The following is a 15,082-nucleotide window of genomic DNA, read 5'->3' on the forward strand; positions in this document are numbered from 1 at the left end:
ACCGTCAGTTCTAATTATTCCAAGGAGACGTCATGCGGGAATTAATCTTGGTTCCGGGTGAATCCACCCGCACTTCGCTGGTATTTCATGAGCGTGACGACGTCAATAAGCAGTTTTTCCTTGCTGTCGATGATTCTTTACGGTCAACTTTGCTCGGTGAAGAAACCACTACCCACACCCACCCAGTCGCAACGGATACCACCACTACCGACACCGCTGCCGAAAAGAAACACACAGATACACCAGAATCATCGGTAACTGAGGTAGAAAAAACTGTTACGCCAGCGACTCAATTTGATCCACGGCAATCCAACCCACTAAAAATGCGTCCCCGTGAGATTCAAGAGCGTATCCGAGGCGGCGCTTCTATTGAAGAAGTTGCCGAGCTTAACGATGTAGTTCCCTCGCGTATCGAGACCTATGCACACCCTATTTTATTAGAGCGTGCTCGCATTGCTGAGCTTGCTAAAAAATCTCATCCGGTACGCGATGATGGTCCAGCAAAACTCACCCTATGGGAAATACTTGCCACGGCCTTTGCCGCGCGCGATATTGATTTAAGCCAAACCACCTGGGATGCCTACCGGGATCCTTCTCAACAATGGATTGTAAAGATAAGTTGGAAAGCCGGGCTGAGCGAAAATGAAGCCGAGTATTCTTATCACCGCCATGGCACCGGTGCAACCACAGCGGTAGCGCGCAATGGCGCTGCTGCAGATCTTATTGATCCCGACTTTATTCAGCCGGTGCGCAAATTATCATCGTTAAGCCATCAAGATCAGGTTGCTGGTATTGATGCCCTCATTGGCACTCGGCCGTACTCAATAAAACATACCCGCGATGACCTGCCAGTAGTACAAGATGCTGCCCAAGACTCGCCAACACCTACTATTGCTGCCACCCCGGCTGAACAACCAACAGAATCAGTAGTAGAAGCTGAAGGGGAAGATTTTTTACAACACCCAGATAACACCACTACGCAATCAAAACGACGACGCAAAGCGATCACCCCACATTGGGAAGATGTGTTGCTTGGGGTACGCACCAACACTAAACGCCCGCGGAGCTAATAATGACAGCCTATGATCTAGATGCCCAGTCTTATCATGAAGCTGCCGTAACCATATGGTTTATTAATGCTGCGGATCCACGCGCAGTGATTGAAAGTCGCCCACGTGCAGATCGTGGATTTGGGCGGAAATATTTAGCGCAGCTTAACCCACGCTGGCCCATTACCCCCATAGGTCAATTTGCTTTGAATCGTTCTGCACAGGCATCACCCGGGGAATTTTATATCGCCGGTTTACCTGGGGTAGCTATCGTACACACCGTGCTTTCTGATGCTGCCTGGTTATCAAAAATCGACCCGGCAATTTTAACCTCAATACCAGCAGCAGATGTCTATGCTTTTACCACCAATACCCACACTGGCCTAGGTGGTTTTGCCCATTTCCGTGGCGGAAAAGTACTGCGTAGTTTTTCTGCGCGTCGACAACGTGTTTATGAAGACATCGGGGTTCCAGAACCTTTTGAAGCACCATTTTGGGCTGGGGAAAAAGCCAGTGCTACTGGTGGGATCGATCTTCCTTTTATCCCTATCGAACTTGCCGAAGAAGCACAGCAACGCTGGTTAGGCATTGATATAAAAACTGCCCCGGATATTAATGTCGTTGCCTACGCTATCGACGGTCGTCCCGAACCTAAACAGCACAACTATACTGCGCTACCCCAACCATCAATGGCAGAACTTGCTACCGAGGCTTCCACAAAATTAGGCCTCGGTATTCATAGTGATTATGACGACTATGAAGATTTTCCAGACGACTACCCCGATCTTGATAACCCAGATAGACAACCCACCAGTGAAAAACTAACTACTCTTGCCCAAAGCAGTTGGCAGCACGTACACCGTAATGCACTGCACGCCAAAACAAGGGTGAGCGAGTTTTCTAACGCATTACGTAAAAAACTAGGCCGTTAACGAATACTACGGTCGCGTTCATAAAATGCAATTGCCGCTGCGGTAGCCAGATTCAAAGAATCAGTTTCCGGTGCCATGGGAATCCGAGCACGCACATGGGTTGCTCGCATAGCGTGTTCGCTCAGCCCTGGTCCTTCTGCACCCACTAATAGCGCCACCTTCTTATATGCGTTGCCTTCATCGTCAATAAGCGCATCAGCAAGGTGATCTGCCTGAGAATCTGGGGTAAGCGACACTAAGTGGAAGCCAGCGTCGACAAGCTGCTGTAATTCGCGATGCCAGGTGGTAGATTTTCCGCCGAAATGGGCAAAAGGTAACCGCAATACGTGCCCCATCGATACCCGAACGACGCGACGATAAAGCGGATCAGCACAACCGTTTCCAAAAAGAATGGCATCAACTCCCATACCAGCTGCGTTTCTAAACATGGCGCCGATATTCTCATGATCACCGACTCCTTCCAGAATCGCGATGGTGCGTGCGTTTTTAATTGCCTCATCAATATCAAGCGCTGCAGGACGATCCGCAGCTGCCAATAAACCACGGTGCATATCATAACCAGCGACGTGAGCTAGTGTTTCCCGATCAATGCTATACACCGGGATATTGGCCTCGGCGACTAGTTGAGCAGTTTCGGAATCAGCAAGGAACTTCTCCAATTTAGCCGGAAATCCCACAATGGAACGCACGCTACAACGTGATCGCAATAAACGCCCCACCACTAGTGGGCCTTCGGCAATGATTAATCCTTTACCACCGGGAAGATCGGGGCGGTTATCTGAATGTTTCAGGTCTCGGAAATCATCGACACGGTTATCGGTTGCCTGCTGGATATGGATCACAAGCTATGAGCATAAACGCGACAACCCCAAGGAACCAAAGAACCTTGGGGTTGTTCAAGAGCATACTCATCGACCACGCATTGTTAGCCTGCGTCGATTTTAACTATGCAATAAATTTTTTAAGACACTGCATTCAGTAGTGGATCAACAGCAAAGAAGAGTACAAACAAGCCAGCAACTAGCCACATAACCCAATGTACATTCTTGGCTTTACCAGCAGCGGCAGCCATAATCACATACGTAATAAAACCAACACCAATACCATTAGCAATGGAGTAGGTAAATGGCATAACCACGATGGTCAAGAATGCTGGCAGTGCAATTTCAAACTTGGTGAAGTTGATCTCGCGCACCTGCGTAATCATCATTGCACCCACGATAACAAGCACTGGTGCGGCTGCTTCAATAGGCACAACCTCATACAGCGGGGTAAGAAACATTGCTAAAAGGAAAAGAACACCGGTCACAACGTTAGCTAAACCAGTGCGGGCGCCATCGGCAATACCTGCTGAAGAATCCACGTACACGGTATTCGAGCTTGCTGAAGCAACACCACCAACAATCGCACCAGCACCTTCTACAACAAGTGCTTTCTTCAGATCTGGCACAATGCCTTTTTCATCAGCAAGACCAGCCTGTTTACCTAATGCGGTAATTGTTCCCATGGCATCAAAGAAATTAGCCAGTACCAGGGTAAACAGTAACAAAGTAGCGCTTAAAGCACCCACACGACTAAAAGCACCTACTAGAGAAATATCACCAACAATGCTTAAATCTGGGATACCGCCAAAAGAATCTGGCACTGCTGGTACCGCAAGGCTCCAACCACCAGTGGGATTTGTCGCTGAAGAGCTTGCCCCGGTTAAGGCTTCCACGATCATCGCAATAATGGTGGTAGCTAAAATACCGATAAACAATCCACCACGTACTTTACGAATAACCAGCACACCGCAAATTAATAAGCCGATAACAAAAACAAAAGTAGGCCAGGAGGCAATAGAACCATTAGTTCCCAAACCCACTGGCACCGTGGTGTTGGCAGCATCGGGAATACGACGAACAAAACCGGAATCAACCAAGCCAATCATGGCAATAAACATGCCGATGCCTACGCCCATTGCGGCAATGATATCTTGTGGAATTGCGGAAAAAACCATGGTTCGGAAACCAGAAACCGCTAACAGCACAATAATCACGCCGTCGAGAACTACCAGTCCCATGGCTTCTTCCCAGGTCAATCCTTCAGTGGAAACCATGGTCACAGCGACCAGGGTGTTAATTCCTAGTCCGGCAGCAATACCAAAGGGATAACGAGCGATAAGGCCAAAAGCAATAGTCATTACACCTGCAGCTAATGCAGTAGCTGCAGCAACTTGTGGGATACCAAGTACTTTCCCATTGATATCGGCTCCGGTGCCTAGGATCAATGGGTTAAGGATGATGATATAAGCCATCGCAAAGAACGTGACTACGCCGGCACGAATTTCAGTGCCGATGGTAGAACCACGCTCAGAGATCTTAAAATATCGGTCCATAAAGCCCTTATTGGCTGTGGCCGAGGTATTCGTCATAGTTTCTCCATGCAAAATGGGTGGCGAACTTGGATGCATCGCGCACCATGAGAGTTCTTCTAGGGTGGAAATCTATTTTCCAGCTCTAAGTGTGCAACGGTCGTTCGGTAGAATCCAAATGGGAGAGAGCTATTTCACATCCACTGGGCATCATGTTTTATATTTCTGATATCTGCAACTTAACTATGCAGAAGAAACAACAAAAATTTCTTTGCCCTAGCCTATGTTCGCAGGTGCTATAAAACCACCGGCAATTCATCATCGAAAGGCACAGCACCCGGTGTGGAAAGCGGTTCCGCCGGCGGGGTTTGAGAATGTGCCCCACAGCCATAATCAGCAGTAACTACTTTGGCGTCAAAAGCATACTGATTTCCACAGGCTCCCACGTTATCGTGATGTGCTAACGGTAAAAAGAATGCGCAACTTTCACAATGAAACGTAGCATTTTGGGCATAAGCAGAACTTGCGCCAAAAATACCTGCTTGCCAACGGTTAATAGTGTCTTGTACCCCAAAATCACTTAATATCTTCTTTCCCTCAGATTCCGTCAGTCGAGGATCATCATCGCGTGGGGGTAGTTGATCTTTGGGCCCTAAATCACCGGGTAGTACTCGATCGGCATAAGGAACCCACTGAGGTGCTTGTAACGCAAACCGTCCGGGGACTAACGCCACCTCATTGACCGTGATATATCTTGTCCCTTTGGCACAAGCAAGCACTGCATTCCATTCCCAGCCGTCATAGCCAGCTACCATTGCCTGAAAACGGTGGGTTGCTACATGATCGTTATCTAGGCTTGCACCCATATGTCGGCCAACTTCGCCTTCATCAAGTTCAACCAACGCGCGACGAGCTACTTTCACAGCCACTCGTCCTAAAAGCAGATGCGGTTTTTCATCTCTATCTCTTCGTCTATTCAGAGTGTGCACCCGCCTATTATCCCCTGATCCCCACCTTTGATACACATCAGGCATGATATACCCATGATATTTCGGAGAACTCCTACCAAAATTATCGTGCTCAGTGCATGCACCGCACTAAGTTTAAGCGCCTGTTCTTTCTTAACAGTCTTACCTGGAGTTTCACCAACCGTCGAAAAGCTGCAACCAGTAGTCGAAAAACGCTACCCAGCTAGTGAGTTCTGGTTTACGCAAGGAATCGAAGTAGTTGATAATCAACTACTTATTAGCACTGGGCAATATAATGAGTCCCGCATTTTTTATACTCAGCTAGGTGGTCTCGAAGAAAAACATCGCCACTGGCTCGAACCACAGTATTTTGGCGAAGGAGCTACCAAAATTGGTGATGTTGTATGGCAATTAACCTGGAAATCTGGGGTGGCTTTTAAACGTGATGCTGCCACTTTAACAGAAATAGAAAAAGTTTCTTACCCAGGTCAAGGGTGGGGATTATGTTCTTTTGCTAATGAGCTCATTATGTCTGATGGAACAAATGAGTTGCGAGTACTTGGCCCAGACACTTTCGTTGAAAAACGACGGATAATAGTTACGGATCAATCCGCAACTGCTACAACGGTTGACAAGCTTAATGAGCTGGAGTGTGTAGAAAAAGATGGTCGGCGTCAGGTATATGCGAATATCTTTTTAACCACCGACATTATTCGTATTGACGCAAATAGTGGTGAGGTTACTGCAGTTATTGATGCCAGTAGCCTAGAAAATAATGCAGCTGCTGATGCCAATAATGTGCTTAATGGCATTGCTTATTTGCCGGAAGAAGATCGTTTCCTTATTACTGGTAAACGGTGGCCAGATATGTATAAGGTGCGTTTTGAGTGAAAATACCGAATATTACCAACACATCTGTATCGGAACTCAGTCAACTTATTAGGATAGATAACCATGCCAAGCTCTACGACCAAGAAAAAGAATTTACTGCAAATACTCATCCTGCTTATTGCGGTGGTGGTGATCGTAGTTGCCTCGGTAGTGTTTCAAAACTGGTGGAATAACCGACCAGGACTAGAACCTGCTGATATCACCATCCGCGCCACTGTAGGTGATCAGGTCGTTGAGGTTTCCCCTTACACCATCGCTGAGCTGGGTATGGAAGTCAAAGAATATGAAATAACCAGTTTATCTGTTGGTGAAAATGACACAGTTAAGCTGGATCTACCGGAAGAAATCTATGATCATGATTGGATGCTGCTAAGCATTTACGACGATCCAGCAGCCAATGATGAAAAATATTATCGCGCTCACGAGCAAACCACCGTCGAAATTGCTGGTTCCGCTAACCCTACTAGCGATATAAATACTCGCCCACGCCTTGCAATAATCGAGGTAACCTCAGTTCTTATCGGACATGATGCTCATGGAGCAGAAGCGCCTTATACGGTTACCTGGTCTATTGGCACTAAATACGCTGAAAGTATTACTTTCGATGACTCCGGCAGCGAAGATTCTCAAAGTGCAGATTCTGCTGCCACCAACTAGCAAGACTTATCCGCAATGCTTGAGCTAAGCCCCATACACCTACACTGCTATTAAAGGACTATTAAAGAAGCCGTCTGCATGAATGTATGCAGACGGCTCACTATTTTTGAACACTCAGCAACAGCATATGTTTTAACGCTGCGATTAATGCCTAAACGTCAAGTTCATCAGCTACTACCCGCAAAATCTTAGCAATTTGGGTAGCTTCTTTTCGATCAGGATACCGACCTTGCGCAAGCACTGGCTGCACACTGCTTTCTAAGGTTGTTGCCAAATCAGCAATCATGCTAGCTAATTCCTCTGGTGGGAACTTGTGCTGCACCTTACGCTGTTTTGGCTTATCTACTAATTGAACCCGAAGTGCCTGTGGCCCTTTACGTCCACTAACAAAATCAAACTCGATACGTTGCCCAGGATAAAGTTCTTCTACACCAGGCGGTAATACCTTTTGGCTAACATAACAGTCCTCGCCATCCGGATTAGAGACGAACCCAAAACCGCGTTCAGCGTTATACCATTTCACTTTGCCAATTGGCATGTTGTTCGTCCTTTCTCTTGTTTTATCTTTATCGTTTTTAACTTACGCGAAACTATTATTGTAGCACTATAAACAGCATATTCAGGTCTAGCTTAACCAAAGGTTAGCTGCACTATTTTTCTCAGCTTATCGACGCTTATCGACGCTTCGATCGTGCTGTTTTCCGCTTTAGCTGTCCGACATCCTATCTTTCGGTACCTACAACCGCGTTACGTACACAGCGTGTGACAAAAAATAACCTTGTGTTACAAATTCACAGAAAACTCTTCAATACCCCCACTGAGCTTTGCTTTTATCTTGACTATAGGAGCACATTTTTTAGAAAAACGGTGTCTTTTATATCCAAAAACGTGACACATTCGTTATAAACGTTTAGGCTATGTGATCAGGTGCCAGTGCAACCGTCATTTTTGCTTTCGCCATTTCCCTTGCTTGAGCAAAAAATGGGTTCACATTAACGGCACACAGAGTACTTGACCGTTTAAGATGTAAGCCTCGGCTTCACATCCCATACACAAACTCATAAGCAAGCAAGGGAACAGGTAGGAATAGTTTTTCTTATAACAAAAACTACCTGTTTACACTACGGCGACACAACGAGAGGAAACTTTCACTTATGGCACGTCATGCACGCAAGTCTGCATCTATGTTCAAAAAGATTGCAGCATCAACCGTCGCAGTCGGCACCGCCACTACTTTGCTCGCCCCTATCGCAAACGCAGCTCCAGACTCTGACTGGGATCGTCTCGCACAATGCGAGGCTGGCGGCAACTGGTCTATTAACACCGGTAATGGCTACCACGGTGGCCTCCAGTTCTCCCCTTCCACCTGGAATGCATATGGCGGCCAGCAGTACGCTACCTATGCTTATCAGGCAACTCGTGAACAGCAGATCGCTGTTGCAGAAAAGGTTCTTGCTGGCCAGGGCTGGCGAGCATGGCCTTCTTGCTCCTCGAAGCTTGGTCTTAACTCCGCTCCAACTCCACGCGATATTGTTGTGAACGCTCCAGCACCAGTTCAAGAAATTGTACTCAGCGCCGAGCAGAACTCTTCCAATGCTTCTGATGCCATCTACGATGCACTTAAGGGTCGCCTCGCTACCTTCGGTATGTCTGTTCCTGCAGAAGTAGAAAGCTTCTACCAAACTAACCGCGAAGATTTCAACACTTTCTACAACGCAAACAAAGAAACCATTGATGGCATTCTTGCCGCTTAATACTTCAAGCGTTATAGCTTGAAGCAATAAAATCGCCGCATCTGTTTTTTAGATGCGGCTTTTACTTATTAGCTACCACTAGGTAAATAAGTACCCGCCTGGGCTCAAACTGCCCTAGGTGTTAAAAACACCCAAGGAAAGGTAAAACCTGCTCCTTGGGTGTTTTTATTAACGATTTATTTATTAATACGAGTATAAGGGTGCACGTAACCAAGTTCTTCAGCCGGCACAGGAAACTCGATATCACCATAGGGACTGTTAGCACCAGCAATCTTAGCAATCAACTCAGTAACGACGTGTCCGTCTCCTGGCACGTGCTCAGGCCAGCCCGGATCAACATATCCTTTTTTCTCAACATTAGCCATACGCACTATTGTTTCATTCTTTATCGGCAAATGTCACCTGATTGACCTACTACACTAAAGCTCACAATGACTTCTTTTTCACCTACCGCCGCTTTTTCCACCTGGCTAGAAACTACTGATACGCAACAACTCGCGCGAATCATCCATACTCGCCGCGATGTCCTCTACCCAATTCCACCAACTACCAGTGCGTTTATGGGTCGATTAGAAATTGGCTATTCTCAAAATGAGGCTTCCCTATCTCTTAATGCTCCCGCCCTTATTGTTCTAGAAGCATTACGGGTCCTCGGGGGTGGAATTCATCCTATTGATCACCCCGAACTTTATGCGCTCACCAGTTCCCTTTTAGGATCGCAACATACTAGCGCTGGTTTAGGGCGGCTCTACGATGCTGCACTTGCTTTTCCTATCGACGATTCCAGTGCGCTGGCTCCGCATGCAGCAGAGGTTTCAGCATTTGGGCGTTTTCATGTTGATTTTCCAGGGCTACCTACTGCAGCAGATATTAGCGCTAGTTTTTCCACATTAACCAAACCACAATTATTCTTATTGCGTAATATCCTGCGCCAAGGTGGTAGCACTATCATGCGGGAGAATTACCATGATCTTATTAAAAATGGCATTCTCATTCAGCTTGATGCGCGCACCGTACGCCTTTCTGAGGTCACTCGAGCATTACTACGCCAAGAAACTCCTCGGGTTATTAACTACGTTGAGCTTGAACGTCGAAAAGCAAGCGATATAACTACCCAAGCTACTGGTCAAGGCCTAGAAGTAGTTCGACTTATGCGAATGATGCTTAGTTTTCTTCGCATAACCCCACTACCCTTGCTTAAAAATAATGCTTTAGGAGTTCGCCCGTTAGCTCACCTAGCCAAGGAGCTTCGCAGTAATGAACTCACCACGCTAAGGCTTATCGGGATCGCACTAGCTGCAGGTCTTATCGAACGTGGTGCACTTCGCCCAACACCTGAACCAGAAGACCTATCAAGTTATTTAGGAGTAACTGAATTAAGTGAAACCTGGGAACAGGCTGATCTTGCCCAACAATGGTATTTACTAGCAATTGCTTGGCTTAACCAAGCAACCTTTGCTGCCTGGTTGGTTGGTACACCTGGTACGACTAATAAGCCTTTGCGTGCCTTAGAAGATGAAACATTTATTGGTTCACTTCCTGCGGCGAAAGCTAATCTACTTTGTCTATTTTCCACTTCCGAGCAGCCACTTATTATCGAAGATTTCGCAAGTGTAGCTGCTATAGATAGCCCGCTGCGTGCGGCCAGATTACACCCACAGATCCGAGATCATATTCTCCATGAGGCCAGGTTCTTAGGTTTACTCGTGGATAATCAAGGAACTATCTTTGCCCGCGATATCTGCCACCAAATTGAAGCACTTGCTACCACTATGACACAACATACCCCAGCCATAACTGAGCAACTTATTATTCAACCCGATATGACCATTGTGGCTCCTGGACCACTGAGCTGGGAGATGCATAAGTTTCTGAGTAGTATCGCAGACATCGAATCCTATGGCGTAGCTAGTATTTATCGGCTCAACAATGAATCAGTTCGTCGCGGGCTCGATCATGGCCATAGCTCGGAAGAAATGATTAATTTCTTGCGTCGCTATCACGGTGATCTGCCTCAAGCAATTGAATTTCTTATCACCGATGCTGCCACAGAACACGGCACTATCCGTGGCGGACTAGCTACCAGTTATATCCGGGCAAATAATCCTTTGCTTATCGACGCAATTATGAACTCTGCAATAAGTAGCAGTTTGTCCTTGCGTCGTATTGCCCCAGAAATTTTAATTTCTTCCCTTCCTTTAGGCACGCTTATTACCACCCTAGGTGAGCATGGCTTTCATATTGCTGCAGAAAATAACACCGGCGAGCTTATCGACATTCTTGGTGCTGGCTATCAGGTCAGTGCTCCGGTAAAAACTCACCCACCGCTTATAACCCAAGAAGTTATTGCTCGAATGGTGCATACGCTTCGGCCTACTAGTAATGCCTCATTAGAACCACAGATAAGCAGTACCACAGAAAAAATCAAAGCGGCAATTGCTACTAACCAGCAGATACAGGTGGTTTTAAAAGCAGACTCAACTACCATAAATGACTCAAGCACACAGCTATTAGTGTCGCCAATTATGATTCATGCTGGTGTGCTCACCGCTATAGATACTGCGGGCGTACGACGCAGTATTGCTCTCGATAAAATCGAACAAGTAACTACGAGCTAGTGGGAACATACCAGGTCAATCCGGCGTTAGTGGACTATAGCAGTCGTCGTTACGCATAAATCTATACTGCAACAAGTTGAAGAATAAGAAAGAGATGCTGTGGGTCCATTAATCGTGCAGTCGGATAAAACTGTTTTATTAGAAACCGATCATGAACAAGCTGCTGCCGCCCGAGCTGCACTAGCACCTTTTGCTGAGTTAGAACGTGCCCCAGAACATGTGCATACGTATCGTATTACCCCGCTTGCCTTATGGAACGCGCGTGCCGCTGGTTACGATGCCGAAAATGTAATTGATGCGCTAGAGCGTTTTTCCCGTTTTCCGGTCGCCCAATCACTGCTGATTGATATTGCAGAAATTATGAGCCGTTATGGCCGAGTACGTCTGCATATGCACCCGGCTTATGGATTAGTTATTGAATCAGAAGAGCCGGCGATTTTAGCGGAGCTTCAACGTCATAAAAAGATCGTCCCCATGCTTGGACAAGTTATCGACGAAAACTATATTGTGGTGCACCCTTCCGAGCGCGGTCGACTCAAACAAGAGTTACTCAAAGTAGGCTGGCCGGCCGAAGATTTAGCCGGTTATGTTGATGGTGAAGCACATCCAATCGCATTAAGCACCGAACACGAACAGTGGCAGTTACGAGATTATCAAGAATTAGCTGCAGAATCTTTTTGGGCCGGTGGCTCTGGTGTAGTCGTTCTTCCCTGTGGTGCTGGTAAAACTATGGTGGGTGCCGCAGCAATGGCTAAAGCACAGGTAACCACGCTAATTTTGGTCACTAATACAGTTGCTGGCCGGCAATGGCGCGATGAACTGCTGAAACGTACTAGCCTTACCCCGGAAGAGATTGGCGAATATTCCGGTGAGAAAAAAGAAATTCGCCCGGTAACTATTGCGACCTACCAGGTAGTTACTCGTAAAACCAAGGGAGAATACCGCGCCCTAGAGCTCTTTAATTCCCGCGACTGGGGTCTTATTATCTACGACGAAGTACACCTGCTTCCTGCACCGGTGTTTCGCATGACCTCTGATCTACAATCCCGCCGCCGACTCGGCCTTACTGCTACTTTAGTGCGTGAAGATGGTCGCGAAGGAGATGTGTTTTCCCTTATTGGACCTAAGCGTTTCGACGCTGCGTGGAAGGATCTAGAAGCCCAAGGGTTTATTGCCACTGCCGAGTGTGTAGAAGTACGCACTACTATGACCGACACCGAGCGAATGCTCTATGCTACTGCTGAGTCCAATGATCGCTACCGCATTGCTGCCTGTGCGCATACCAAAATCCGTGCTATGGAAAAGATCTTGCAGCACCACCATGGGCAACCTACTTTAATTATTGGTGCTTATGTGGATCAGCTCGAAGAAATCGGTTCCCATCTAGGTATAGAGGTCATTGATGGTAAATCCTCAACCAAAAAGCGCGAATCAGCTTTTAATCGCTTCCGACGCGGTGAGATCACTACGTTAGTAGTCAGCAAAGTTGCTAATTTTTCTATTGATCTTCCCGAAGCAACTGTCGCTATTCAAGTATCGGGTACTTTTGGCTCCCGACAAGAAGAAGCCCAACGTTTAGGCAGGTTATTACGCCCCAAGGCAGATGGTTGCGCAGCATACTTTTATACTTTGGTTAGCCGTGACAGCATTGATGCTGACTATGCAGCGCACCGGCAACGTTTCCTTGCCGAGCAAGGTTATGGCTACCGTATTTGTAGTGCAGAAGACCTAACTACATTCTTGCCCATTGTCACCGGTTATCCTGGCCAGTCTGATGCGGAGAAGGCATAATTAATCATCATGGCGAACTTTCACTTTGTAGTCGATAAAGCTCATGCACAAAGAAACAACGAGTTGCTCAAAGACACAAAGCGCTTACAGCTTTCGGCAGCAATTTTTAGCTTCATTCTGCTAGCTATTGGTGCGGGTTTTTATTCTTGGCTGGGCGCAATGGTGGGCGTAATTATCTTCGCTTGCTTCACTATCGTGGCACTGATTAGTTTTATCCTCATCCCAGTATTTCCTCGCCTAGTTGGCTCGGCACAATCACTCTATGATTCCTATGAGCTCGTACCGGCCATTATCACTGAAATTAATCCTCGCGATATGTCCATTATGGCGCTTGTCGACGCTGATTCCACCGGCACTAACCCCCAGCCGGCTCTAGCCGTACGCACTATTAGCAACTTGGCAGGTCATAGTCGTACAGTTGGTGAAAAAGTACCCAGCGTTGCGGTCACCGGAAACCGCAGCGCCGCGAACAAACAAACCTGGGATCAAATCTCTCCAGTGCCAATCGCTTGGGGAACCCCAGAAGCAGCAATTATCAAAGCCGCAACCGATGCTATTGATCCAGCACAATGGGAGAAACTAGAAAAACATCTAGCTCACTATGATGAGGTTCGAAAAACACCTTTTGATCTACTTTTGCTTTAATGTTTTATAAACACTACTGCCGTCTACACCGCTACAACCCGCATAAGCTTTTTGCTCAAGCTTGTGTGGGTTGTTTTTGTGTGCGATTTAGATTGTAATCAATGAAAACATAATGAACAGATACCAGCACAAGGTCAGAACAGCGTTTTTACCTTAGGGCAATATTTTTATTCCTTTTAGCATGTGTACGCTGACCGGCATTGAGTTTAAAGCCAACAACACTGTAAATATTGGTAACCATAAACTGAGAACACCTCGACGACAGCACCAATATTCCTACCTAGTAATGCATGATGTGCATTATCAACTATTCGATGTTAAACGACAACACGTTGCCATCTCCGCTGCACTGATCAGCAACCGGGAGATTTTTATTTTCGACGAACCCACTAGTGCAACTTTAGAACGCATGTTGCGATTTTTTGGAAGAAAAGGATCACTAGCAGTTTTTCCAGCATATACTTGTTATCACATTAAAGCTTCCAATTATTAGCATCAACTTTTCTCATCCCAAAACTTACGATACCGTGGTGATACCTCAATAAGCTCTTCATGAGTACCAATAGCTTCCACATAACCAGTAGAACCAAACACTACGATCTGGTCTGCATCACGAATAGTATTGAGCCGATGAGCAATCACAATAGTGGTACGTTTCCGGGATAGCTCTGTTAACCCGCGCATAACTAAATGTTCATTCTCAATATCAAGAGAGCTAGTCGCCTCATCAAGCAATACAATAGGTGCATTCTTTCACAAAGCACGAGCAATGGAAACACGTTGTCGCTCACCACCAGAAAGATTCTGCCCACCTTCACTGATTAGAGTCTCAAACCCATCCGGAAGATTCTCAGCAATCGCGGTTACACCAGCGAGTTCCGCTGCGTGTAACACTTCTTCCTTCGTCGCATCATGACGTCCTAAGCGAATATTCTCGTATAAAGTGTCTTCAAACAAATAAACATCTTGGAAAACCATTGCAAGTGAATCCAATACTGTACGGGTGCCAAGTTCACGTACATCGATACCACCAATGCAAATCATTCCCTTGTCCACGTCATAAAACCGTACAATTAACTTAAGTAGTGTGCTCTTGCCGCAACCGCTCGGCCCAACCAAAGCAGTAGTCGTACCAGGTTCAATATGGAAATTGATATTGTTAAGCACTGAGGTACTCGGCTCATAACCAAAGCTAACCTCATGAAAATCTAAAGCATAATTTGTCAATTGTGCCGAGTTTTCGGGTTCACATAGTGTGTGGGCATCGAGGATCTTCTGAATTTCGCCAAGCGTATTACGAGCAGCCTGTAATCCTTCTCCATAGGGCAAACCGGACATTGTCACCCGAGCAAGGATAAACACTAGTACGATAACACCAATATAGGTACCTCCTGCTAACCGACCGTTAAGCAGCAACACGGTTG

Annotated in this window: 15 protein-coding genes; 8 read left to right on the forward strand and 7 right to left on the reverse strand. The window is 46.5% G+C overall.

All coding sequences use genetic code 11. The annotated features are described in order from the left end of the window. Positions 1-32: 32 nt before the first annotated feature. Both sepH and UL82_RS08440 read left to right on the forward strand, forming a co-directional pair. Positions 33-1,070 (forward strand): septation protein SepH, encoded by a 1,038-nt coding sequence (sepH, locus tag UL82_RS08435; protein WP_046440371.1) that lies wholly within the window; start codon positions 33-35, stop codon positions 1,068-1,070. 2 nt (positions 1,071-1,072) lie between these two features. Beyond that, on the forward strand, positions 1,073-1,981 hold the full coding sequence (locus UL82_RS08440; protein WP_052735926.1) for a DUF6928 family protein: 909 nt from the start codon (positions 1,073-1,075) through the stop codon (positions 1,979-1,981). Here the strand turns inward: UL82_RS08440 and UL82_RS08445 are convergent. From UL82_RS08445 to UL82_RS08455, 3 genes are all read right to left on the reverse strand, one after another. Continuing rightward, positions 1,978-2,823, reverse strand: coding sequence for a TrmH family RNA methyltransferase (locus tag UL82_RS08445; RefSeq protein ID WP_046440373.1), 846 nt, complete (start codon positions 2,821-2,823; stop codon positions 1,978-1,980). The two genes, UL82_RS08440 and UL82_RS08445, sit on opposite strands and share 4 nt — an antisense overlap. A gap of 119 nt (positions 2,824-2,942) precedes the next feature. Beyond that, the gene (locus UL82_RS08450) at positions 2,943-4,394 is read right to left on the reverse strand and encodes an NCS2 family permease (RefSeq protein WP_046440375.1); all 1,452 of its coding nucleotides are present in this window, start codon (positions 4,392-4,394) and stop codon (positions 2,943-2,945) included. Between the two features lie 236 nt (positions 4,395-4,630). Continuing rightward, complete coding sequence (locus tag UL82_RS08455; protein ID WP_046440376.1) at positions 4,631-5,368, reverse strand: DUF3027 domain-containing protein; 738 nt, start codon at positions 5,366-5,368, stop codon at positions 4,631-4,633. A 9-nt stretch (positions 5,369-5,377) separates the two neighbouring features. Between UL82_RS08455 and UL82_RS08460 the strand changes: the two genes are divergently transcribed. Together UL82_RS08460 and UL82_RS08465 are read left to right on the forward strand one after the other, a co-directional pair. Continuing rightward, positions 5,378-6,193, forward strand: coding sequence for a glutaminyl-peptide cyclotransferase (locus UL82_RS08460; protein WP_046440379.1), 816 nt, complete (start codon positions 5,378-5,380; stop codon positions 6,191-6,193). Between the two features lie 63 nt (positions 6,194-6,256). Next, the gene (locus UL82_RS08465; protein ID WP_046440381.1) at positions 6,257-6,850 is read left to right on the forward strand and encodes a DUF2771 domain-containing protein; all 594 of its coding nucleotides are present in this window, start codon (positions 6,257-6,259) and stop codon (positions 6,848-6,850) included. A 151-nt stretch (positions 6,851-7,001) separates the two neighbouring features. On the opposite strand, the gene UL82_RS08470 is transcribed toward UL82_RS08465, so the two are convergent. Continuing rightward, positions 7,002-7,388 (reverse strand): cold-shock protein, encoded by a 387-nt coding sequence (locus UL82_RS08470; protein ID WP_046440382.1) that lies wholly within the window; start codon positions 7,386-7,388, stop codon positions 7,002-7,004. A gap of 616 nt (positions 7,389-8,004) precedes the next feature. Between UL82_RS08470 and UL82_RS08475 the strand changes: the two genes are divergently transcribed. Further along, the gene (locus UL82_RS08475) at positions 8,005-8,604 is read left to right on the forward strand and encodes a resuscitation-promoting factor Rpf1 domain-containing protein (RefSeq protein WP_046440384.1); all 600 of its coding nucleotides are present in this window, start codon (positions 8,005-8,007) and stop codon (positions 8,602-8,604) included. Between the two features lie 176 nt (positions 8,605-8,780). Here UL82_RS08475 and UL82_RS08480 read toward each other — a convergent pair whose 3' ends face one another. Continuing rightward, positions 8,781-8,969, reverse strand: coding sequence for a hypothetical protein (locus tag UL82_RS08480; RefSeq protein WP_046441420.1), 189 nt, complete (start codon positions 8,967-8,969; stop codon positions 8,781-8,783). A gap of 66 nt (positions 8,970-9,035) precedes the next feature. On the opposite strand from UL82_RS08480, the gene UL82_RS08485 reads away from it, so the two are divergent. From UL82_RS08485 to UL82_RS08495, 3 genes are all read left to right on the forward strand, one after another. Further along, positions 9,036-11,222, forward strand: a complete 2,187-nt coding sequence (locus tag UL82_RS08485; protein WP_046440386.1) for a helicase-associated domain-containing protein — start codon at positions 9,036-9,038, stop codon at positions 11,220-11,222. A gap of 99 nt (positions 11,223-11,321) precedes the next feature. Beyond that, positions 11,322-13,013 carry a DNA repair helicase XPB gene (locus UL82_RS08490; RefSeq protein WP_046440388.1) on the forward strand — a complete coding sequence of 564 codons (1,692 nt, stop codon included), beginning with the start codon at positions 11,322-11,324 and terminating at the stop codon, positions 13,011-13,013. 9 nt (positions 13,014-13,022) lie between these two features. Continuing rightward, on the forward strand, positions 13,023-13,658 hold the full coding sequence (locus tag UL82_RS08495; RefSeq protein WP_046440389.1) for a DUF3239 domain-containing protein: 636 nt from the start codon (positions 13,023-13,025) through the stop codon (positions 13,656-13,658). A 495-nt stretch (positions 13,659-14,153) separates the two neighbouring features. On the opposite strand, the gene UL82_RS11445 is transcribed toward UL82_RS08495, so the two are convergent. Next, positions 14,154-14,393, reverse strand: coding sequence for a hypothetical protein (locus UL82_RS11445; protein WP_232009468.1), 240 nt, complete (start codon positions 14,391-14,393; stop codon positions 14,154-14,156). Between the two features lie 18 nt (positions 14,394-14,411). Continuing rightward, positions 14,412-15,077, reverse strand: coding sequence for an ATP-binding cassette domain-containing protein (locus UL82_RS11450; RefSeq protein ID WP_232009469.1), 666 nt, complete (start codon positions 15,075-15,077; stop codon positions 14,412-14,414). Positions 15,078-15,082: the final 5 nt, after the last annotated feature.

The sequence above is a fragment of the Corynebacterium kutscheri genome, assembly GCF_000980835.1.
Classification (GTDB): Bacteria; Actinomycetota; Actinomycetes; order Mycobacteriales; family Mycobacteriaceae; genus Corynebacterium; species Corynebacterium kutscheri.

Coding starts and splice junctions, on each gene's coding strand:
- UL82_RS08455 (WP_046440376.1), bottom strand. CDS start 5,368: ATGCCTGATGTGTATCAAAGGTGGGGATCAGGGGATAATAGGCGGGTG.
- sepH (WP_046440371.1), top strand. CDS start 33: ATGCGGGAATTAATCTTGGTTCCGGGTGAATCCACCCGCACTTCGCTG.
- UL82_RS08460 (WP_046440379.1), top strand. CDS start 5,378: ATGATATTTCGGAGAACTCCTACCAAAATTATCGTGCTCAGTGCATGC.
- UL82_RS08465 (WP_046440381.1), top strand. CDS start 6,257: ATGCCAAGCTCTACGACCAAGAAAAAGAATTTACTGCAAATACTCATC.
- UL82_RS08470 (WP_046440382.1), bottom strand. CDS start 7,388: ATGCCAATTGGCAAAGTGAAATGGTATAACGCTGAACGCGGTTTTGGG.
- UL82_RS08440 (WP_052735926.1), top strand. CDS start 1,073: ATGACAGCCTATGATCTAGATGCCCAGTCTTATCATGAAGCTGCCGTA.
- UL82_RS08480 (WP_046441420.1), bottom strand. CDS start 8,969: ATGGCTAATGTTGAGAAAAAAGGATATGTTGATCCGGGCTGGCCTGAG.
- UL82_RS08495 (WP_046440389.1), top strand. CDS start 13,023: ATGGCGAACTTTCACTTTGTAGTCGATAAAGCTCATGCACAAAGAAAC.
- UL82_RS08485 (WP_046440386.1), top strand. CDS start 9,036: ATGACTTCTTTTTCACCTACCGCCGCTTTTTCCACCTGGCTAGAAACT.
- UL82_RS08450 (WP_046440375.1), bottom strand. CDS start 4,394: ATGACGAATACCTCGGCCACAGCCAATAAGGGCTTTATGGACCGATAT.
- UL82_RS08475 (WP_046440384.1), top strand. CDS start 8,005: ATGGCACGTCATGCACGCAAGTCTGCATCTATGTTCAAAAAGATTGCA.